We start from the raw sequence: 20,615 nt of genomic DNA, 5'->3' as shown, positions 1-20,615 counted from the left end.
CTCTTATACTCGTTTTAGGAACATATATTTTGGAGAGAAAATCATGAAAAACAAAACATACTATTTATCAATAATTTTCACAAGTCTTGTTTGTTTATTTTTATTTACAAAAGCTTTAGGAATTATCTTCTGGATAAATGGTGCCCCAATAGACAAATGGGTAGCTTGGGTTGGTTTATTTGCTATTCCGATTTTCATCTACTACTCTTTTCCAGAACGAAGTTTTAAAAAAACACAACAAATTGTCACCATAGTTATAATAATAGTTCAAATCATATGGCTAAAATGGGCCATTAATCAGTCTAAATATTATGCATATGTTAACAGTAATAACATTCTCCCATCTCCATATATAATTCAAGAGACTCCAAGTTCAGAGACTCCTATTTCTCTTAGTCAAAGGCTTTTAACTAACTATACATTGTATAAATCAATTCATTCATATCTATATGTAAGAGAAAATGTCACAGAAAGTGATCGAGGCATTGTTGATTGGATAAAACATTTTGATAGCGAAATAAAAGAAGAGGGCGACGGGCGCATCTATATAGAAACTTATAAGGGGAAGTTATTTTTCAAGTAAATTGTAAAAGGGAGAACTCAATTTGAAATCTCCCTTTTACTATCTACTCTCCAAATATAACAATATCAATAGAGTAGATAACACAATTTTTGGAGCTTGCAACATAAGATACACTTCTATTAGGAATCTATACACTTTATTACCTTTTATTCTATTTTTGTACTAGAACCTTCTTTTTTGCTTTGTTCTTTGAGATATGCTGTTTCTTCTTTTGGAGTAGCTAATCTTTTTGCTTTTCCCGCACTTTCTCCACCTGCTTGCTCCCACATATAATCATGTTCCTCAACCGCTTGAGAAAAATCACCTTTTTCCCAACGATTTAAAATCTCAACATATTTTTCTTTTTCCATTATTTTATCGCTTTGATCTAACAAGTGACGAAGCTTTTTAATATTCTCAGGAGACATTACGATAAAACCACTCTTTTTATCAGCTATTACTTTTTGATGCAACATTTTGTGCATAGAGTCGATTATGACACCCTCAGAGTTGGCCAAATTGTCAATTTCCTCTCCTTTGGCATCAACTGTTCTCTCTTGTATTTGCTTATTGTCACTTCCGGGATTGAAAGACATTCCTACCATATATCCTATAAATATACCCAATACCACGATACTGACTACAATCATCGAAAACTTTTTCCATCTCTCCATTTGCAATATCCCCCTATAAAGCACTTTAATATTTGCACTTTGTAGTAATTAGAGCATAAACTTAACCACTATTCTATATTTTGTATCTTGTTCAAGAACATTACAATAATTGTCTATCTTTTTCCTCTTCCTTCGATAAACAAATTATGTTTTCAATCAATCTGATAACATTAATTTATATTGAAATCATTCAATATGAAAAAATTAGGGAATAATATAAAAATAGCTATTTCAAATCAAAAGATACTACAACGAAATGTTTAAAGAACAATGTATTTAAATAGGTAACCTTTAATCCTTAAATCCCCAACCGGAGACTAAATAGTTTTGCGTTTTGTTTATCGTAACGCGGATTACCTTTTTCTTATCATTTTTAGAATAACCTTCTACATCAATAAAACCATCACGTACTCCATGTAAAATATCAACTTTAGTAACTACAAGATCTATATTTTCTTTATCCTTCATATAATTTATTGCTACTTTTGAAGCTTTATCTTGCGTAATATTTTTGCTGTACGTTGTATAAGATATGTAGCCTACTATTAATAATAAAATTGTAGAAATAGCAATGTTCACTCTTTTTTTCTTATTCAATATATCCTCTCCTTAGGAAGATTTACACTCTAACTATAAATCTTTTTTGGGGAGATGGAAATATAGGAAGTTCAATTTCAGATAAAGCCTTTCCAAATTTACTACTATTAGTTATGATGATTTCTCCACTTAATTTCGGAGCACTGTTAATCAAAATTTTTTATTTTTGAACAAGAAGCATTTCGTATCTAATAATTTACTTTGTTAGCTGGATGCCACGTAAAACAACAAAAAGCACCAGGTTCCCCCGATGCTTTTCCCCTACTCTAAAACAAATGACAAGCCACCTCATGCCCCTTCGCAATCTCGACCATCTTCGGTACTTCCTGTGCGCATTTTTCAGTGGCGAATTTGCAGCGCGTTCTGAATTTGCAGCCGGATGGTGAGTTTAGCGGGCTTGGTACTTCTCCCTCTAGAATGATCCGATCTTTCCCTGTTTTTGTTGGATCTGGTTCTGGCATGGATGAGAGTAGTGCTTGTGTGTATGGATGTGCCGGTTTTGTGTATAGGTCTTCGCTATCGGCAATTTCTACTATGTTTCCTAAGTACATGACTCCGATTCGGTCTGATATGTGTCTTACCATCGATAAGTCATGCGCGATGAATAAGTATGTGACGCCTGTTTCTTCTTGTATGTCTTGCAGCATGTTTACGACTTGCGCTTGGACTGAAACATCGAGTGCTGAGATCGGTTCGTCACATAGGATGAAATCTGGTTTTACAGATAGTGCGCGCGCGATGCTGATGCGCTGGCGCTGGCCCCCGCTAAATTCGTGCGGATAGCGATATAGATGTTCTTCTTTTAGGCCTACCTTTTTGAGCAGGTCTAATATGATTTCTTTTTGTTCTTCTTTTTCATAAGATCCATGAATGTTCATTGGCTCACTAATAATTTGGAATACGTTCATCGACGGATTTAATGATGCGTATGGATCTTGGAAAATGATTTGCATTCGTTTTCGATATTCTTTTAGTTCACTTTCCTTTAAACTTGCGATATCTTTTCCGTCAAATAAAACGTTACCTGAAGTAACATCATGTAAGCGAATGATGCTTCTTCCTGTCGTTGATTTTCCGCAGCCAGATTCTCCTACTAATCCAAATGTTTCACCCTTTTTAATTGTGAAGCTTAGGTCATCGACTGCTTTTAATTGCTCTGTTTTTCTGCCGAATAGTCCTTTTTTAATAGGAAAATACTTTTTTAAGTTCCGAACTTCAATTAAATTTTCTTCATGCATGGGAATCACCTACTGTCTTATCGTTTAACCAGCACATGGAACGCCTTCCGTCTCCGATTTCAAAATACGGTGGACGTTCTTTTTCACAAATGTCCATCGCATGCGGGCAACGCTCTGCGAATGGGCAACCTTGTGGCGGGTGTAATAAGTTTGGCGTTACACCTTGAATTGGTGCGAGCCTTTCTTTTACACCGTTCGATATTTTCGGTAAAGAGTTTAATAGCCCCTTCGTATATGGATGATTCGGCGATTGGAAAATATCAAGTACAGGTCCCTCTTCCATAATAAGACCGCCATACATAACGATAACGCGTGTACAGTTTTGCGCGACTATTCCTAAGTCATGCGTAATAAGAAGTAACGCCATATTCGTTTCATTTTTTAAGTTTTTCATCAAATCTAGTATTTGTGCTTGTATCGTTACATCAAGCGCTGTCGTCGGTTCGTCCGCAATGAGAAGATCAGGGTTACAAGACATTGCCATCGCAATCATAACCCGCTGCTTCATACCGCCGCTTAGTTCATGCGGATATTGCTTTACCCTTTCTTCTGGCGACGAAAGACCGACTTGTTTTAACAAATTAACCGCGATCTGCTCTGCTTCTTTCTTTTTTACTTTTTGATGCCGTATAATTACTTCCGTCATTTGCTTCCCAATTTTCACAACTGGATTTAGCGCAGACATTGGATCTTGCGAGATAAGTGAAATTTGATTTCCTCTAATAGAACGTAATTCTTTTTCAGATTTAGAAAGGATGTTTTCATTATGAAAAAGAATCTCCCCTTCTTTCACTTTCCCTGGTGATGCAACGAGGGACATAACGGACTTCGCCATTACACTCTTTCCGCTTCCAGACTCCCCAACGATACCAACTACTTCTCCTTTATTTAAACGAAATGTAACACCACGAACAGCTTCCACTTCTCCACTTTCTATGAAAAAAGAAGTCTTTAAATTTTTCACTTCTAGTAGTTTTTCAGACACGCTTCTCACTCCTTTCACGTAACACTTTAGTTTTCATTTCCAGCTCCTTTTGGTGCGAAAGCTTTCTTCAACGCTTCACCAATTACGTTAAAACTTAGGACTGTTAAAAGAATAAGGAATCCTGGGAAGAGTGTTAAATACCAAGCTTCACCGATATATCCTTGCGCATTGTTTAGCATACTGCCCCAAGAAGAATCTGGTTCTCTAATACCTAAACCTAAGAAGCTAAGTGATGATTCCATTAAAATTGATGTCGCAATCGTTAATGTCGCGGCGATAATAATGGTTGATAAAATGTTAGGAATGATATGTCTTACAATAATCGTGAGTGATTTTTGTCCTGACACTTTTGCATATAAAACGTACTCACGCTCTTTTACAGATAAAGTCTCTGCTCTTACGATACGAGCGGTGTCCATCCATGTTAGTAATCCAATAATAAGAACTAACGTTGTAATTCCTGGTTTTAAATAAGCATTTAATAGTAACATTAAGAAGAATGATGGAATTGACATAAGCACTTCCACAACTCGCATTAAGAAGTTGTCTAACTTTCCGCCAAAATATCCGCTAATCGTCCCAACTGCGGTACCGATTGTAACAGATACAACCATCGCAAGGAAACCGACCGCAAGTGAAACGCGTCCACCATATAACGCCCTCGTTAAATAATCTCTTCCGTAATCATCCGTTCCGAAAGGATGACTCATACTCGGTTCTTGTAAGCGATCTGGAATCGACATTTTACTAGGATCATACGGTGATACAAATGCGAATATCGATGCAATCGTTAAAACCGCCAGTATAATAACTCCCATTAGTACAAACTTATTTTTCGTAAAACTACTTTTTATCGTTTGAAATCTCCTATTATTCATTCCAAATCACCCCCTCATTCGAATGCGTGGATCTACTACGCCATATAAAATATCAGCAATTAAGTTACCGAGAATTAACATGAAGGATGATAGTAATGTAATTGCCATAATAATTGGATAATCAAATCTAAAAATAGCATTTACCCCAAGTGAACCAAGACCTGGCCATGAAAATACTGTTTCCGTAATAAACGCTCCGCCCACTAAACTTGGAATAGATAATCCGAAAATTGTAATAATCGGTATTAATACATTTCGAAGTACGTGGTTAAATAAAACTGTTTTCTTCGAAGCACCGTACGCATATTGAATTTGTACATAGTCTTCTTCTAATTGTTGAATTGTACTGGAACGAATATATCTCATATAAACAGAAACGTTTTGGAACGCAAGCACCATACAAGGTAAAATACCGTGCTGCACAATATCCAAGAAGGAATCTTGACCGACTGTACGCATACCCATACTTGGAAGAAGGTTCAACTTTAAAGAGAATAAATAGATTAATAGTAAAGCGAACCAAAAGACTGGCATTGAGATTCCCACATAAGAAATAAAGTTTACAATGCGATCAAAGATAGAATTCTTTTTCACACCTGTAAGTAGTCCAAGCGGGATTGCAATTACAAATGAGACGAGTAAAGACGATCCCATTAAGCAGATTGTCGCAGGTAACCTTTCTACAATAAGATCTAAAACAGGACGGTGATTTTGCAGTGAGTAACCAAAGTTCCCTGTTACAATATTTTTTAACCATAAAATATACTGCATATAAATTGGTTGATCGAGCCCTAAACTTTTGCGAATACGCTCAACATCAATCGGACTCATATTCGGCGTGACAAAGTTTCGAACAGGATCGCCCGGTGCTAGTTTTATTAATAAAAAAGAGATAATAGAAATAACAAATAAAAGCGGAATTGCATTTAAAAGCCTCTTCGCAATTACTTTATACACAAACTTCCCCCCTCAAGCTAAAGAAGCTGATTTCCACCAGCTTCTTTACTGTTTGTTTCTTATTTCACTTCATAAATCTTAGATACATCTTCAAACATTGTGACAGGAATTGCTTTTGCTTCTTTCAATCCATCAAACTTTTTATCTACTGCAATAACCGCTTTCGGATACGCAATTGGTAGATAAGGTAAGTCTTCTCTAGCTGTCTCTTGAATTTTATGATATAGTTCTGCGCGTTTTGTTTTATCTGTTTCAACCGCAGCTTCTTCCCATAACTTATCGAAATCAGCGTTTTTATAACGTGCATAGTTGTATTCAGCATTACTTAAGAATAAGCTCTTATATGAATCTGGCTCAGGTCCCATTATGTAACCACCGAATGTAATATCGAATTCTTTATTCTCTTTATCTAAGCTTTTGTCACTTGCTGCACTAGCATCTAATGCATTCAGTTCAACTTCTAAGCCAACTTCTTTTAACTTTTGTTGTGTATAAAGCGCTAAGCTTTCCATAATTTTATTATTCGTTACATACATAACGCGTACTTTTTCTTTATCTTTCACACCAGCTTTCGCTAATAAATCTTTTGCTTCTTTTTTATCATACTTATAATCTTTAATGTCTTTTGCATAATACATAGCGTCTGGCGTTAAAATTGAATTTGCCGGTTCTGCAAATTGACTAGAAACGAATGCTGAGTTAATCATTTCTTTCTTATCTAATGCATGCGCAATTGCTTGGCGCACTTCTTTTTTCTTCATCAGATCTGTATTCATGTTATAAGATAAGTAGAATAATCTACCTTCTGGGAATGTCACCATTGAGAAGTTCCCAGTGCTATCTAATTTCTTAAAGTCTTGTGGCTCAATCATCTTCATGTTGATTTGACCATTTTGTAGTGAAACATTTGCTGTATTACGATCTTTTACAACGCGGTATACGATAGAATCTAATTTAGCTTTACCACCTACATAATCATCAAATCGATCTAATGCAACGTACTCATCAGACTTATACTCTTTAAACTTAAACGGACCTGATCCGACAGGTTGTAAGTTTTTCTTACTCTTCGCTAAATCTGCTTCCCCTTCAAATACATGTTTCGGAATTGGGAAGAAATCATTCATCACACCTTCAAAAGATGCACTTACTTGTGGTAAAACGAATTGAGTTGTTAACTCATCTACCTTTTTCACCTCAAGCGGTTTTCCTTTAAAAACAAAGTTTTCACGACTTGAGCTATTTTGCTTCTCATCTAAAATAGATTGGAATGTAAATGCTATGTCGTCTGATGTAATTTTCTTACCATCATGCCATTTCAAATTATCTTTTAATTTTAACGTCCACGTTAATTGATCTTCTGAAGGCGTAAAGCTTTCAGCAAGAACAAACTTCTTCTTACCGTCTTCCATATGATACAGCGGTGCATATAAAGCTTGCTGCACCGTTAACGACACACGATCATTCGCATAAAGCGGATTCATCGTCTCTGGGTTATCGCTAACACCAATCGTTAACGTCCCTCCATCTTTCGGAGTCCCTGATTTACTAGTGCCTGCTTGCTCCGAAGAATCTTTTCCTCCAGAACAAGCCGCTAATGCAATAAGTAGTATTAGGACAAATGGTAATGCAAATAATTTCCGTTTCATCTTTCGGCCCCCTCAAACTAGTTATACCCATAAGAAAACTCGGAATTAATCCCGAGTTTTCTTATAAGTTTTAAATTACCACTACCTCTATATAAAGTCAAACTTTTTTGTAAAACTAGAAGGTTTGAAATCTATTCATGCATTCTTGCGATAAACTATATTGATGCGAAGAGCAAAATAAGTTAAAAAACTAGTAGCCTAAAAAATTCCTCTTAAATGATTGTTATATATGATTGAAAATGTAGAATGAGATTAAAGATAAAAAACACATTTAGGAGGTTATCATGACATTTGATGAATTGAAAAAGAACAAACCAACAACCTCATGGGTTGAGTATGATGAAGATGGGGAATTTTTCACTGAAGAAAATATAAGTGCAACAAATAAGGTTCTTGACACTTACATTAACAATTTACAGCAATTAGGTGAGAATCCAACCGAAGTCGAAGTAATGCAAGTTGTTAAAGAGGTAGTTATTAAACTAAATGAATTAAATATTGAACATGACCATTTCATCGAAACAATGGAAAGAGAAGATCTCTATGAATTTATTGATACAGCAGCACGAATAGCTGGCTTAGAATCTGAGGAAGATATAACAGAAGAATGGCGGGAATGGTAAACAAGGCAGAATAAAATTTGAACTGCCCCTCTAAGTATATATAGAATAATTCAAAGGGGGATTCCTCCCCCCTTTGAAAATACGTTTTTTATCTAATTTGGTAGCCTTGGAAAATCATCATCATCCGAGGGATTTCCCCACTGGGATAATTGCCTTTCAATTTTCGACTGAAACTGATTTATTAATAACTTCTTATAGTTCATCATGTCCAGCATATGCTCCCACTGAAGCTCTATATCATAAAGTTCATTAAAGCTAGTGGAATTTAACAACCATTTTATTTTCTCCAACTTATCATGCGTTAACCTCTCTGAGCCCCTCTTATTTAACACCGCTTTTTCATAAAGACGATACTTTAAGTTATACGTAACATGTAAACGTCTGACTTTATCCACAAGTGGTATACATTGTAAATCGTAAGCTTTATTTGCTATTTCAGGTGGAATTTCCGAATGAATCAAATATCTCTCTAAATCTTGTTTTTTCACCCCTACTCGTCTTGCAATCTTATCTATATCTAATCCCTTTTCTAATAGTTGAAAAATCAAAATAGATTTATCCATCCAATTAACTCCGGCTACTTGAAACATGCTTTGTAATAATAAAACTGTTTGCTCAGTTTCATTAGACAGTGCGCTGACAATGCAATCAATATACTGTTTCCCCACACTCTTATAAGCCTCATATGCTATATATCCCGATATTAAATAATACTTTTTTCCATCGAGGGATTTCTCTACTTTAGGAAGAATAGATACCCCTTCTCCATTTTTTATACAATTCATCATCCTACCCTTAACTGTTTCAGAAACACTTTCTACATAAATAGGTACAATTTCCTTAATATTAACAGCTCTAATTACACCTTTCATATTCCTTCTCCTCTCAATACTTTTCCTTTAGTTTATGAGAGAAAAAATTTGTCTTATTACCTCACAGATTAGCGAGACAACCTTCACTTAAAAAAACATTTTATTTTTGAATTGATTTCTACTTCAACTACAAACGCCGTTCTTGGTTTCATAGATTTTGATGAGATCAGTATGCTATTTAAAAAGATAGCAGCAGTAATAAAAATTATGGAAAAATAACATTTTTCCATATCAACAAAAAAAGACCACCAAAAGGCAGCCCCTCTCAAAACTCAATCCTCTCCCCAACTCCGCGCTCCACCGCTCTCTCATACAAATACTTCGCAACAATTATATCCACTACCGCCAAACCAACCGATTTAAAAACAGTAACCTCTTCATCGTTTTCGCGGCCGGCTTTTTCTCCGCTTATAATTTGACCGAGTTCGGCGTGGAGGTTGCTAGCTTCGAATAGACCTTCTTTTATCGGAACTTGAAGGTCCCCTGTTTCTTCTAGTGCTGCTTCTTTTGATTCGACTACTACTTTGTTTGCATTACCAATAGCGTGGGATGGTAGTTCTTGCATACTTGGCCTGAATGAACCGACGGCGTTTACGTGGACGCCTTTTTGTAGTTTTTTTGAGAAGACTGGTGTGGATGCGTTCGTAGTTGTGACGATGATGTCTGCTTCGCTTATTGCCTCATTTGCATTGGTGTAAACGTAAGCAGGTTTACCAAATTTCTCTTGTATATGTTGCGCAAATGCATACGCTTTTTCTTCTGTTCGGTTGTATAAAATGACTTTTTCAATATGTCTAACTGCAAATACAGCTTCCGCAATTCCCTTCGCCTGTTCTCCTGTCCCGATAATACATAACGTTTTTGCGTTATGACGAGCTAAATGTTTTGTCGCTACTCCTGATAGGGCTCCTGTTCGAATCATCGTTAAGTACGAGCCTTCTAAAAGTGCGAGCGGTTCTCCCGTTTGAAAGTCTGATAGTATCACAATCCCGTTTATCGTTTTCTTTCCTATCTTTTTGTTCTCGGGGACTACTGTTACTACTTTTAAGCCAAGTGCCTCAAGTCCTTCCGCTACTGAGGGCATAATTAATGCAGTATTTTTCTCATTCGCAAATGGTAATGAACCGCGAATTGGTGTGATCGTTCTTTCTGCGGAAAACTCTTGTAAAGCAAGCGCTGCGTATTCAATGACTTCATTCATATTTACTAAGTTTCGTTGTTCGTTCGCGCTTATGACTAGCATATCTTTCCACCTCCTTCTTCTATCCTAACAAAAATCCCCGATTCAAATCATCTCTCGGGTCTATAACGAACTGATGAAATCCTGTAATAAATGCATGCCCCGTTACTTTCGGAACGACAGCTTCATATGTATGTACCGCTGTTACCGACAATACTTCCCCTTCAAATTTCCCGTCAGTAATGCATTCGTGGATGAATATTTCTCCCTTTTGTAAAATACCTTTTTCAAAAAGGGTTGCGATTCTTGCAGAAGTTCCTGTGCCGCAAGGAGAACGATCTACTTGCCCGTCAGCGAAGATCGTTACATTTCGCAACGTTGCGCCTTCCCCTTTCGGCTCATCTGAAAAAATAACGCCGTATATTCCTTTTAACCCTTCTTCAAGCGGGTGCTTCACTTCCATCTGACTCTCAATGTAGCGCTTAATTTTACCGCCCCACGTTTGAATAGCAGCTAAGTCTTTAAAATCAACTTTCAAACCAAATTCTTTACTATCCACAACAGCGTAAAAAGCTCCGCCAAATGCGATATCTACTTGAAACTCATAGTTATCTATTTTAATAGGAACGTCTTTTTTGTATACAAATGAAGGAACATTTTCAAATGATACGGAATCTACTTCACTCCCCCTATATGTTGCGTACGCAATGACTTCCCCAGCAGGGCTATCAATAATGAACTTTTGTTTCTCACCTGTCACTTCAAACATACCTGTCTCAATTCCGACTGTAATAACAGCGATAATGCCGTGTCCACACATCGTACTCCATCCTTCATTGTGCATAAATAACACACCAAAATCAGCGTGAGCACTCGCAGGCGGAGTAATGATACAACCGTACATACCGTGATGTCCTCTCGGTTCATACATAAGAACCTCGCGAAGATGATCCAAATGTTCCATGCAGTATGCCCGTCTTTCTAGCTGCGTTTCTCCTTTTATTTTTGGCACACCTCCTGTAATAATTCGAAGTGGTTCCCCAGCTACGTGTGCATCAATTGTTGTATACACTTTACTAACCTTCATTTCCATCTCTCCCCTATATGTTGATACTCTTTTTATTGCAAATATCATGCCAACGCATAGGGTATAAATTTGTATACATTGTTTAAAAAAGCATACACTACTGTCTATTTTTTTATACACGATCCAGAAGCTATTTTATGGAACCACTTGATACAGCCAGGCTTATTATTTTCAATGGAAAGTTACTTCCACCCCCAACATATACTGTTCAAAAGCAAAAAGGAAGTGATTCAATGTACTATGGAACAAAAGGCTGGTACGTAGCTGAACTAAAAAAATTAGGCGTGCGTTATCATGAAGGACGCAAACTAGAAAGTTACCGCGGACACATCTTGCGCAATTTACTACTTGCACAACAAGAGAAATTAAAAGAACGGTAATATTCTAATATAACGATATCGACGATTCTCGGAATATATCAGCGATTTCACACAATATATCGGCGATTTTTTAAATTTATCGACGATTCGACATGGAATATCGACTTACCGACAAATTTCGCCAAATCCCTCCTCCATTCCACCAACCAATCACACATTCATACAAAGCAAAAAAAGGTCACCCAAACGGGTGACCTTTCTTCCTTATTCACAAACAAGAATTTGTCTAGAAAATGTTCCTTTTTTTGTAGTGCAGCGATCTGTAATTTCAAATCCTGCTTCATGAATCATATCGTCCATTGTTTCCATTGTAACAACGACTACCTTTTTAGCAATGCGGCGCGCGCTTGAAAGAATGGAGAGCTGATTTTCTGGTGTTGCGTGCGTAAATAAGTCATATGGCATGTCGATAATTGCGACGTCGTAATTATCCGTAATCTCCTCGATCGGGCCTTTCGTTATCGTCCCATCGAATCCGAAGTGTGCAATATTTTCTCTCGCTCCAATCGCAACGAGCGGGCTTATATCTCTACCAACGATGTTAATTCCCATCGAAAGAGCTTCTACTACAACCGTTCCAATGCCGCAGCACGGATCAATCGCTCTTACTCCCTCTGGATTTGGCACCGCAATATTTGCAACGGATCTTGCAACGCGTGTGCTAAGAGATGTCGAATAGCTACGTGGTTTTTTTATGTGGTGATACCAAACTGGTTCACTTTCTACATAGTGCCCGAAATACCAGCGTCCTCCAAGAGGAACAATCCCGAATACACGCTCTGGATTACGAACATCCGCTTCTCCTTCAATATGCATGCCGAGGTCTCGCTCTATCAGACGTCTTTCTCCATATTCAATTTTATTCTCTCCAACAAGGTCATTAATTTTAACGAAGATAACTTTGAACGTCGCCCCCGCCAAATCAATTTGTTCTACTTGTTCCAAAATACTTTCTAAGTCGTCTCCTTCATACATAACCTCAACGCGCTCTTTCATAAAAGGACTTCTACTCGGGTCAATTTTGACATCACTTTTCAAAATATTAACGTGGGACTCCATTCCAAAGAACGAGCGCATTTCTAAGTAACATAAAGCACGCTCCTCCTCACGAAATGCATACGTATATATACATGCAGGTGTTTTCCTATGATTATTCAATCTATGATCATCCTCTATATCGTTATAATTACAATACTTTCTTATATAAAATTAAATGATATCACATGCCTGAAATAAAGAGAAACGTTAATAAATAAAAGAGACTGCCTATTGGCAATCTCTTTTATTGTATTAACGGAAAGAAGATACGTTATTACCCTTTGCTTCGTAATAGTCTAAAATACCTTGATAAATTGCTTCTGCTGCACTTTGTTTCTGTGCTGGTGTAGCGATTTTATTTGCATCATTCTTATTATCTACAAATGCTAATTCTGCTAATACAGCTGGCATTGTATTATATTTTATTACGTACCAATTATCCTTTTTCACACCACGGTCATATGTCCCAAGTGCTGCTACAAGGCGTTTTTGAATTTTTTCTGCTAATAAGCGACTGTCTTCCGTATGTGGATTCGTTGATCTTGTCGGTGCTGCTGCATAATAGAATGTTTCTGTACCGTGTCCATTTTTTTCATCCGAACCGTTACCGTGAATACTTACGAAAATATCACCCTTATTTTCATTAGCAAATTCTACTCTTTTTCTTAAAGAATCACTAGCATCTACTCCTGGGCGTGTATCGTTCGTACGTGTTAACTTAACAGTAAATGGTGTCTTTTTCTCAAATAGTTTTTGTAATCGTAAAGATGTATCTAATACGATTTGACTTTCTTTCTCGTAATAACCAACATTACCCGAGTCAATTCCACCGTGACCTGGATCAATAATAATCGCTTTACCTTCTAAGAAGTTCTCTTGTTTTACTGGGTTTAATTGATTTTTATCAACCCATTGGAAACCAGCGCCTACGCGGATACGAATCCAGCTTCCACTCTCTTCCATAACCGTTACTGTTTGTGCATTATATGTACCTAGCACTTTAGAACTATGTGAAGCTGTTTCATAAGTAGTAAATCCTTCATTAATCGTTTCTGTTTTTTCTGTTAGAGGTGTCCACTTCTCACCTTTACTTGTTACAATTTTTAACCAGCCGTCTGCTCTTTGTTCTTTCACTACAACCATTTGTGGCTTATGCTGAACATCAGTAATACCGGATGATAATGATGGTTGATGATATGTAATAAAGTTTCTGTTCATATACATTCTTTTTGATGTATCTGTTTTATTTTGATCAGCCATCGCAATAAACTGAGCTGCTTCTGCACGAGTTACAGTTCCTTCAGGCTCCCAGCCATTTCCCGTACCTTTAGAAATCTCTAAAGCTACTAAAATATTAGCTTGTTTCTTACCCCAATGAGGTTCCAAATCTTTAAACTGTGTTGGAAGTTCTCCAATAATTTTCTTATCTAATGAGTATGCTTGTACTAACATAGATGCCATAGATGCACGGTTAATTTTGCTTGATGGATTAAATTTACCAGTACCATCTCCACTAATTACACCTGCTTTTTCCACTGCAGCAATGTACGGAGCTGCCCAATGGTTTTGTGCATCTTTAAAAGATGGCTTTGCTTTTGGATCAATTGGTAAACCAAGAACGACTGCTAAAATTTTTGCAGCTGATCCTCTATCTACTGCTTCAGATGGAGAAAACGTTCCATCTGGCTTTCCATCAAGCGCCTTTTTTCCTACTAAATAATCAACTGATTGTTGCGCCCATGAAGGAACATCCGAAAACTTCTTCGCTGCTGCGAAACTACTTACTGGAGACGATAATAAACTTGCGGCTAAAATACCTGCCGCGACTGCACGATACTTCATAAAAAATAATACTCCTCTCGACAATCATCTTTTAATAACGCGTAATCTTAATATATAAATCCCTGCAAATTCGAACAAAAAAAATTAGTGCGCCTCTATTATTTTATAATACTCGAATTATGTAGTAAACCTAATTTCTTAATATTGTAAAATAAATTACAATTAATTTACTCTTTGTTAAATAAAGTCGATTTCTCTGCACACAAAAAATAGGCTACTAGAGGTAGCCTATTTCTTTTCTTATTCTGCAATCATCTCTGATAATACATATGCATAAACAAGTGCTTCTGTATGAGCAATCGAACTTTCATGTGTACGCTCAAATGCATGAGAAGAATCAATACCTGCTCCAATTAATGCATGTTTCACATCAAATCCAGCGCGAATTGCGGCTGATGCATCCGATCCATAGTACGGATAAATATCTACTTTATATTCAATATTGTTCGTTTTCGCAAGCTCTACTAAATGTTTACGTAGTGCATAATGATACGGACCACTAGAGTCTTTTGCACAAATAGATACTGTATACTCGTCAGATGCTTGTCCATCACCTAGCGCTCCCATATCAACCGCTAAATATTCAACCGTTTCTTCTGGAATGTTAGAGTTACCACCGTATCCAATCTCTTCATTGTTAGAAATTAAGAAATGAGTTGTATATGGTAATGTTACGTTTTCATCTTGTAATCGCTTAATTAATTTTAATAGAATCGCAACACTTACTTTGTCATCTAAATGACGTGATTTTATGTATCCACTCTCTGTAATTTGAACGCGCGGATCAAATGAAACGAAGTCTCCTACTTCAATTCCTAATTCACGTACTTCATCAGCTGAAAATACGCGCTCATCAATGCGAACCTCAATATTTTTCTCATCGCGTTTCGCCTCACCTGCATCTTTATATACATGTACAGACGTTTGATGCATTAAAATCGTTCCTGTATACGTCTTACCACTTGATGTTTCAATTTCACAATATTCCCCTTCTACAGAGTTCCAGCGAAATCCGCCAATCATAGAAAGACTCAGACGACCATCTGGCTTAATTTCTTTTACCATCGCACCTAACGTATCAACGTGTGCTGTTAATAAACGGTGCTGTGCATCATTTTTCCCTTTTACCGTTAAAATAAGAGCGCCTTTATTGTTACGCTTCGTTTCTACATTCCACTCACTTACATAGTTTTCAATAAAACGAATGATTTTCTCTGTATTTCCAGACGGACTTGGAATAGAGACAAGCTCCTTAATCAATTCCATCGTTTCTTTCGTATGATGTGCCATTGTCATTTCCTCCTCATTTTTCCTATTATTTAGTATACCGAATTTACTATAAATCCTCTACTCATATAGCTTAATTTTCTAAATTATAGTAAAATTCATTTTAGTATATAAAAGGAGTTATACAATATGAATATATCAAAAAAATATGTACACATTGCACTCATTTGGTTTCTAGCATCATTACTTTGTTTACAATTTTCTTATGCAGTTCATACTACTACTTCTATTACAACTGGCTGGGTATTAACAGCTATCTTCTTCATTATTAGCTTAATTGCAACAAAAAAGCATAGCGTTAATGAGTAACGCTATGCTTTTCCTACAAATCTATTCTTCTGAAACATCCAACAAGTAAATACCTCTTTCAAACCCACCGCGCTCTATTTCTTTCTGCTTACGAAGACGTTCTACATCTTCAATTGTTGCACCTTCTGCACGCGCTAATGAGATGATTACTTCCAGTGCATCCGCAAGAGAATCAAGCGCATGTTCACGCTCTTTCATAGAAGCAAATTCACGAATTTCTTCTGTTCCAATTTTCGCTAAAGCTTGTATGTATGCTTGTCCTGTTAATTTTTGTGCTGTATATGTTTTTCCAGACATTAAAATCTTCTCTGGAACACGATCTCTTACTAACTTGTTATATACTGACATCATCCACCCTCCTATGTTTAATAACAGCCGAGCTCTGCCTTATAAAATAACCACTCTTTTTTCACACAAGCACTTAACATATCAATTCCTGATCCGTGTGCCCTTACTGCCGGAAAGAAATAATGCTCTGGTTCTTCTTTCTTATCGCCATATAAGGTTTGGTACTCATCAGGAATCGCCTCTTTTTTCACATCCCGTTCTTTCTCCACTTCACCTGAGAAAGCAACAATTGGATGCCCTTCAAAGAATAGTGCAGTTCGTACCGCAAGAAATGGTGTACTATGCAAAGCATAATATGTAAGTAAAATAATAACGATAACACCAATAATTCTCTTCATATATTACTCCTAAAAAAAGTGCTAACACAATTATACTAAAATGTGTTAGCACTTTCTCCCCTTTACCTTAAATTAACCGTTAGTAAAACTATTACTACACTTTATTCTCCTTTAAATGCTGGCAAACGTTTTTCTAAAAATGCAGCAATACCTTCTTTATGATCCGCAGTTTGTCTCATCGCATATTGACCGCGTTTTTCAAGCTGCAGCGTTTGTTCTAAATTGGAGCGATTTACTTCACATAAAATTTGTTTCGTTTGAATCATCGCTTTAATCGGTTTTTGTGACCATTCACTAATCTTTTGCTTCACAGCTGTTTGGAAATCCTCGCCAATTACTTCATCAATTAAGCCGATATCAAGCGCTTCACTCGCTGATAATTTCTTTCCTTCCCAAATAATTTGCTTCGTCATATTTTCACCAACGCGCTTTTGAAGGAAGAAATGGCCGCCGCCATCTGGAATTAAAGCGATTCCAATAAAGTTCATCGCAATAATGGATGAAATATCTGCCATCACATAGTCAGCTGTTAGCGCAATACTTAATCCAAGACCAGCAGTTGGTCCATGAATCGCACTAATAACGAGCTTTGGCATCGTATATAAAGTCACAACGACTTCAGAGATAGTATTCATAATTCCATCAAACTTGCTTTCATCATTACTTGAAAGCATCGATTTAATATCTCCACCCGCAGAAAAACCACGGCCGTTCCCGCATAACACAACAATGTGTGCAGAACTCTCCGCTACTTCTTTCAGTTTTTGTAATAACTCTTTTAACGTTGGCTCATCTAATGCATTTAACACCTCTGGGCGATTGACCATAACCGTTGCAACGTGCCCTTCATATTTCACAATGACAGATTCTGTTTTACTTGTTACTTCCATTATATATACCCCTCTTTTCTACACAAAGATTATACTTATATAATTATAGAAAGGATGTGAAAAACCCTTCTTTTTTCTTAATTTTCTGTCTAATAATCTCGTAATTTGTATATCACCTTGCATAAAACATACAATTTCGTTGAAAAATATAGAAATTAAAGTCGGTTTATCCCGGCTCTTCATCTATTTACCATTACAATGAAATGGTGTATTCTTAAGTCTGATATAAAAATTAAATATAGAAATTCATTCCCCTTCCTATTATATAGAGGGGTGCTGAAATAAAGGAATGAAGAAATGGAGGAACATATGGTTACTAAGTTAAAACAGACGGATAACTACTTCCCGCATTTCCTACTGCTATTCATCGTGTTTCAACCAATTTTAGATTTATTAACGTCTTTTTCAATCTATATATTACACATGAGCGCAACAGTCGGAATCGTAGTCCGTTTCGCCTTTATGCTTCTTGCATTAGGTTATCTACTTCTTCATCATAAACAACAAGGCGCGAAAAAGTACATTCTCTATTTATGTTTACTCGGCATTGCACTGGCAATCGGTCTTGTAAATAATATGATGGTTAAATCTCCAGTTTCATTTGGAGAAGAAGTTAAATTTATTTTAAAGAGCATATATCCAATTGTGCTACTGTTTGGATATATTATCGTCTTTAAAGAGCTAAAAAATAAAGAATATGTGTTTCATAAAATCATTACATATTTCTTATATGCAACTTTAATTTTAAGCATCACAATGATTATCGCAATGCAAACTGGCACTGATTTCCCAAGCTATCCTCACTCAAAAATTGGCTCAAGAGGTTGGTTCTTTGCTGGAAATGATTTAAGTGCTCTCTTCGCGATTATGTTCCCAATCGTTGTCTTATATTCGATTTATAAAACAACTTCTTTCTCGAAAATATATTACTGGATTCCAACAATACTTGCGATGTATGCAAGTATTATGGTCGGAACAAAAGTTGGATATGGTGCAATTGTGCTAACATTAGGCGTAGCACTTTTCTTCTCGTTCATTGAATATATAATAAACCGTAAAAAAGAAAAAAAAGGATTCACATATCTTGTAAACACCATCGTTGCAGCAGTTGTACTAGGAGGTTTAATTGTTCTTACACCGCATACTCCTATCGCAAAAAATATGGGAATCCACATGCAAATATACGAATACAAAAAATCAGTACAAGAAGAACAAGATAAAAAAGAAGGAAAAGTAATTAAAGAAGATCTAGAGGATGCAAAAAAACACGCAAAAGGTGAACTAACAGACTCTGAAGTGAAGAGTTTAATTTATAGTGATCGGGACAAATTCTTAAAAGTATACAAACAATACTATAAAGAAGCACCGCTCTCACAAAAACTTTTTGGAATGGGTTACGCTGGTAACTACACAGTTAAAATTAAATTAATTGAAATGGACTTCCATGACCTATTTTTCGCCTTTGGAATTATCGGTTTCCTTATTTACTTAATACCACTTCTATACTTCGGTATTAAACTGTTCATCCGTATGATCACAAACTTTAAGAAAATTATAACTGTAAAATATATGCTATTATCTAGTACACTCATCCTATCACTTGGCATTGGCTTTATGTCTGGTCACGTATTAACAGCGCCATCTGTTAGCATTTTTTTCATCGTTATACTTGCCTACTTAATTGTTGATTTAGAAATAGAATAGAAAGAAGCAGCATCTATTTGGATGCTGCTTCTTTCTACTCCAGTCATAATTGCTTTTTCTCGCTTAATTAAATTTTTTGTGGACTACTAAAAAAGATCGAATCACATGACGATTCGATCTTTGAAACAAAACTATTTCTTTCTATTGAAACGATGCATGAATCTGCTCCAGCACCTCATCAATATTATCCTTCGTAATAACAATCCCAAAATCTTTCGGCACATTACGATCTTCTTCATTTACAACTTTATGTGCAATTATCTTCCCGACTTCTGGCCTGAAATGATGTCCATCCATATAATTATCTAAGTTCTTTGTTACTGAATTTAAATACATGAAATGATGCACTTCTCCAAATACATCGACAGCATCATGGAGCCACCTTTTATAATCTTCCCAACGCCCTGATTGAATCATCGCACGGAACAATGGCTCTGAAACAGGAGTTGTAAAAATATAAAACTTTGTATTCGGATTATGAGATTTTACAGTTCCTAATATTTCCTTCATATTTTGATACTCATAATTCCCGCCATAAATCTCTCTACTAAATTTATCTACTTGCGCGGCAATTTGTGTGTCACGCTCTTCTTTCGTATACTCACGCATCGATTTTATGTTATCGCGATTATATACATCAATAGTCTTATTGTGATGAATGGAGTTTTGAATTGTATTTCGGGAATATGTAATCCCATCCATACTCACATACGATTTAATTGGATATAGTAAGCTTTGTGCCTCATTAATATATACTTCTGGCTTTTCAAAACCGATTTCTCTATTTTTGTTCGTTCCAAGGAAATCTAAACCAATCACAATAGAAGATAATTCACTACCTTTTCTCTCTTTTGCATATTCAATGTACGCATCGTACTCACGCGGATCTGTACTACTTACCGCATAATTAAATGCGTTTAATCCAGTAAAATCATTCTCATTGATAAACGTTGTTCTACTACTTCCAAGTATAACGCCATCATAAGTAAACGGACGATATGTTATATAATTCGTTTTTTGTTGTCTCTCATTAAACCCAAACTGAACATTATTCCACTTATTTTTATGCGAGAATAACCAAAGTGAATCTGCATAGCCATTAAATATTCCAACACCTGCAAGTGGAACAAAAACACATACAAAAACGAAAATAAGCCACTGTTTGTTTTTCATATTC

The 20,615-nt window shown here is 36.2% G+C and carries 22 protein-coding genes; 5 read left to right on the top strand and 17 right to left on the bottom strand.

Going from position 1 to position 20,615, the window contains the following annotated elements; genetic code table 11:
* Positions 1 to 43: 43 nt before the first annotated feature.
* Positions 44 to 583 (top strand): hypothetical protein, encoded by a 540-nt coding sequence (locus ACTFR9_RS18955; RefSeq protein ID WP_000792411.1) that lies wholly within the window; start codon positions 44 to 46, stop codon positions 581 to 583.
* A 146-nt stretch (positions 584 to 729) separates the two neighbouring features.
* On the opposite strand, the gene ACTFR9_RS18950 is transcribed toward ACTFR9_RS18955, so the two are convergent.
* The 7 genes from ACTFR9_RS18950 to ACTFR9_RS18920 form a co-directional block, all read right to left on the bottom strand.
* Positions 730 to 1,236 (bottom strand): PRK06770 family protein, encoded by a 507-nt coding sequence (locus ACTFR9_RS18950; RefSeq protein ID WP_000442990.1) that lies wholly within the window; start codon positions 1,234 to 1,236, stop codon positions 730 to 732.
* A 291-nt stretch (positions 1,237 to 1,527) separates the two neighbouring features.
* Positions 1,528 to 1,833 (bottom strand): hypothetical protein, encoded by a 306-nt coding sequence (locus ACTFR9_RS18945; RefSeq protein WP_001035403.1) that lies wholly within the window; start codon positions 1,831 to 1,833, stop codon positions 1,528 to 1,530.
* 266 nt (positions 1,834 to 2,099) lie between these two features.
* Complete coding sequence (locus ACTFR9_RS18940) at positions 2,100 to 3,071, bottom strand: ABC transporter ATP-binding protein (RefSeq protein WP_000544145.1); 972 nt, start codon at positions 3,069 to 3,071, stop codon at positions 2,100 to 2,102.
* Positions 3,064 to 4,056 (bottom strand): ABC transporter ATP-binding protein, encoded by a 993-nt coding sequence (locus ACTFR9_RS18935; protein ID WP_048557124.1) that lies wholly within the window; start codon positions 4,054 to 4,056, stop codon positions 3,064 to 3,066. The genes ACTFR9_RS18940 and ACTFR9_RS18935 overlap by 8 nt, the downstream gene beginning before the upstream one ends.
* A gap of 26 nt (positions 4,057 to 4,082) precedes the next feature.
* Positions 4,083 to 4,934, bottom strand: coding sequence for an ABC transporter permease (locus tag ACTFR9_RS18930; protein WP_001065309.1), 852 nt, complete (start codon positions 4,932 to 4,934; stop codon positions 4,083 to 4,085).
* A 6-nt stretch (positions 4,935 to 4,940) separates the two neighbouring features.
* Positions 4,941 to 5,891, bottom strand: a complete 951-nt coding sequence (locus ACTFR9_RS18925) for an ABC transporter permease (protein WP_229136815.1) — start codon at positions 5,889 to 5,891, stop codon at positions 4,941 to 4,943.
* A gap of 59 nt (positions 5,892 to 5,950) precedes the next feature.
* Positions 5,951 to 7,540 carry an ABC transporter substrate-binding protein gene (locus tag ACTFR9_RS18920; RefSeq protein ID WP_048557123.1) on the bottom strand — a complete coding sequence of 530 codons (1,590 nt, stop codon included), beginning with the start codon at positions 7,538 to 7,540 and terminating at the stop codon, positions 5,951 to 5,953.
* 284 nt (positions 7,541 to 7,824) lie between these two features.
* On the opposite strand from ACTFR9_RS18920, the gene ACTFR9_RS18915 reads away from it, so the two are divergent.
* Entirely contained in the window at positions 7,825 to 8,163 is a 339-nt protein-coding gene (locus ACTFR9_RS18915) for a hypothetical protein (RefSeq protein WP_000141777.1), read from the top strand.
* A gap of 92 nt (positions 8,164 to 8,255) precedes the next feature.
* Here the strand turns inward: ACTFR9_RS18915 and ACTFR9_RS18910 are convergent, their stop codons facing one another.
* The 3 genes from ACTFR9_RS18910 to ACTFR9_RS18900 all read right to left on the bottom strand — a co-directional run bounded on the left by ACTFR9_RS18910 (position 8,256) and on the right by ACTFR9_RS18900 (position 11,350).
* The gene (locus tag ACTFR9_RS18910; RefSeq protein ID WP_000679347.1) at positions 8,256 to 9,035 is read right to left on the bottom strand and encodes a ParB/RepB/Spo0J family partition protein; all 780 of its coding nucleotides are present in this window, start codon (positions 9,033 to 9,035) and stop codon (positions 8,256 to 8,258) included.
* Positions 9,036 to 9,300: 265 nt separating this feature from the next.
* Entirely contained in the window at positions 9,301 to 10,278 is a 978-nt protein-coding gene (locus ACTFR9_RS18905) for an ornithine cyclodeaminase family protein (protein ID WP_229136814.1), read from the bottom strand.
* A 19-nt stretch (positions 10,279 to 10,297) separates the two neighbouring features.
* Positions 10,298 to 11,350: a proline racemase family protein gene (locus ACTFR9_RS18900; RefSeq protein WP_316250957.1), complete on the bottom strand. Its 1,053-nt coding sequence runs from the start codon at positions 11,348 to 11,350 to the stop codon at positions 10,298 to 10,300.
* Between the two features lie 89 nt (positions 11,351 to 11,439).
* Between ACTFR9_RS18900 and ACTFR9_RS18895 the strand changes: the two genes are divergently transcribed.
* Complete coding sequence (locus ACTFR9_RS18895) at positions 11,440 to 11,682, top strand: YflJ family protein (protein WP_139264484.1); 243 nt, start codon at positions 11,440 to 11,442, stop codon at positions 11,680 to 11,682.
* Positions 11,683 to 11,886: 204 nt separating this feature from the next.
* Here the strand turns inward: ACTFR9_RS18895 and ACTFR9_RS18890 are convergent, their stop codons facing one another.
* The 3 genes from ACTFR9_RS18890 to ACTFR9_RS18880 all read right to left on the bottom strand — a co-directional run bounded on the left by ACTFR9_RS18890 (position 11,887) and on the right by ACTFR9_RS18880 (position 15,852).
* Positions 11,887 to 12,840, bottom strand: coding sequence for a TRM11 family SAM-dependent methyltransferase (locus ACTFR9_RS18890; protein ID WP_001059296.1), 954 nt, complete (start codon positions 12,838 to 12,840; stop codon positions 11,887 to 11,889).
* Between the two features lie 132 nt (positions 12,841 to 12,972).
* Positions 12,973 to 14,562, bottom strand: coding sequence for an N-acetylmuramoyl-L-alanine amidase (locus tag ACTFR9_RS18885; protein WP_000877253.1), 1,590 nt, complete (start codon positions 14,560 to 14,562; stop codon positions 12,973 to 12,975).
* A gap of 240 nt (positions 14,563 to 14,802) precedes the next feature.
* Entirely contained in the window at positions 14,803 to 15,852 is a 1,050-nt protein-coding gene (locus tag ACTFR9_RS18880) for a M42 family metallopeptidase (RefSeq protein WP_000930097.1), read from the bottom strand.
* A gap of 126 nt (positions 15,853 to 15,978) precedes the next feature.
* On the opposite strand from ACTFR9_RS18880, the gene ACTFR9_RS18875 reads away from it, so the two are divergent.
* A complete protein-coding gene (locus ACTFR9_RS18875; protein WP_001027091.1) occupies positions 15,979 to 16,158 on the top strand; it encodes a hypothetical protein in 180 nt (59 codons plus the stop codon).
* A 21-nt stretch (positions 16,159 to 16,179) separates the two neighbouring features.
* Here the strand turns inward: ACTFR9_RS18875 and ACTFR9_RS18870 are convergent, their stop codons facing one another.
* From ACTFR9_RS18870 to ACTFR9_RS18860, 3 genes are all read right to left on the bottom strand, one after another.
* The gene (locus ACTFR9_RS18870) at positions 16,180 to 16,506 is read right to left on the bottom strand and encodes a nucleoside triphosphate pyrophosphohydrolase (protein ID WP_000118158.1); all 327 of its coding nucleotides are present in this window, start codon (positions 16,504 to 16,506) and stop codon (positions 16,180 to 16,182) included.
* Positions 16,507 to 16,523: 17 nt separating this feature from the next.
* On the bottom strand, positions 16,524 to 16,844 hold the full coding sequence (locus ACTFR9_RS18865) for a hypothetical protein (RefSeq protein ID WP_073536376.1): 321 nt from the start codon (positions 16,842 to 16,844) through the stop codon (positions 16,524 to 16,526).
* 101 nt (positions 16,845 to 16,945) lie between these two features.
* Positions 16,946 to 17,734: an enoyl-CoA hydratase gene (locus ACTFR9_RS18860; RefSeq protein WP_000454170.1), complete on the bottom strand. Its 789-nt coding sequence runs from the start codon at positions 17,732 to 17,734 to the stop codon at positions 16,946 to 16,948.
* A gap of 309 nt (positions 17,735 to 18,043) precedes the next feature.
* Between ACTFR9_RS18860 and ACTFR9_RS18855 the strand changes: the two genes are divergently transcribed.
* Positions 18,044 to 19,438, top strand: a complete 1,395-nt coding sequence (locus tag ACTFR9_RS18855) for an O-antigen ligase family protein (RefSeq protein ID WP_061535715.1) — start codon at positions 18,044 to 18,046, stop codon at positions 19,436 to 19,438.
* Between the two features lie 141 nt (positions 19,439 to 19,579).
* Here the strand turns inward: ACTFR9_RS18855 and ACTFR9_RS18850 are convergent, their stop codons facing one another.
* The gene (locus ACTFR9_RS18850; protein WP_000792077.1) at positions 19,580 to 20,611 is read right to left on the bottom strand and encodes a hypothetical protein; all 1,032 of its coding nucleotides are present in this window, start codon (positions 20,609 to 20,611) and stop codon (positions 19,580 to 19,582) included.
* Positions 20,612 to 20,615 lie beyond the last annotated feature (4 nt).

It is taken from the genome of Bacillus cereus group sp. MYBK222-1, from assembly GCF_051916425.1.
Classification (GTDB): Bacteria; Bacillota; Bacilli; order Bacillales; family Bacillaceae_G; genus Bacillus_A; species Bacillus_A paranthracis.
This window is presented reverse-complemented; position numbering and strand designations above follow the sequence as displayed.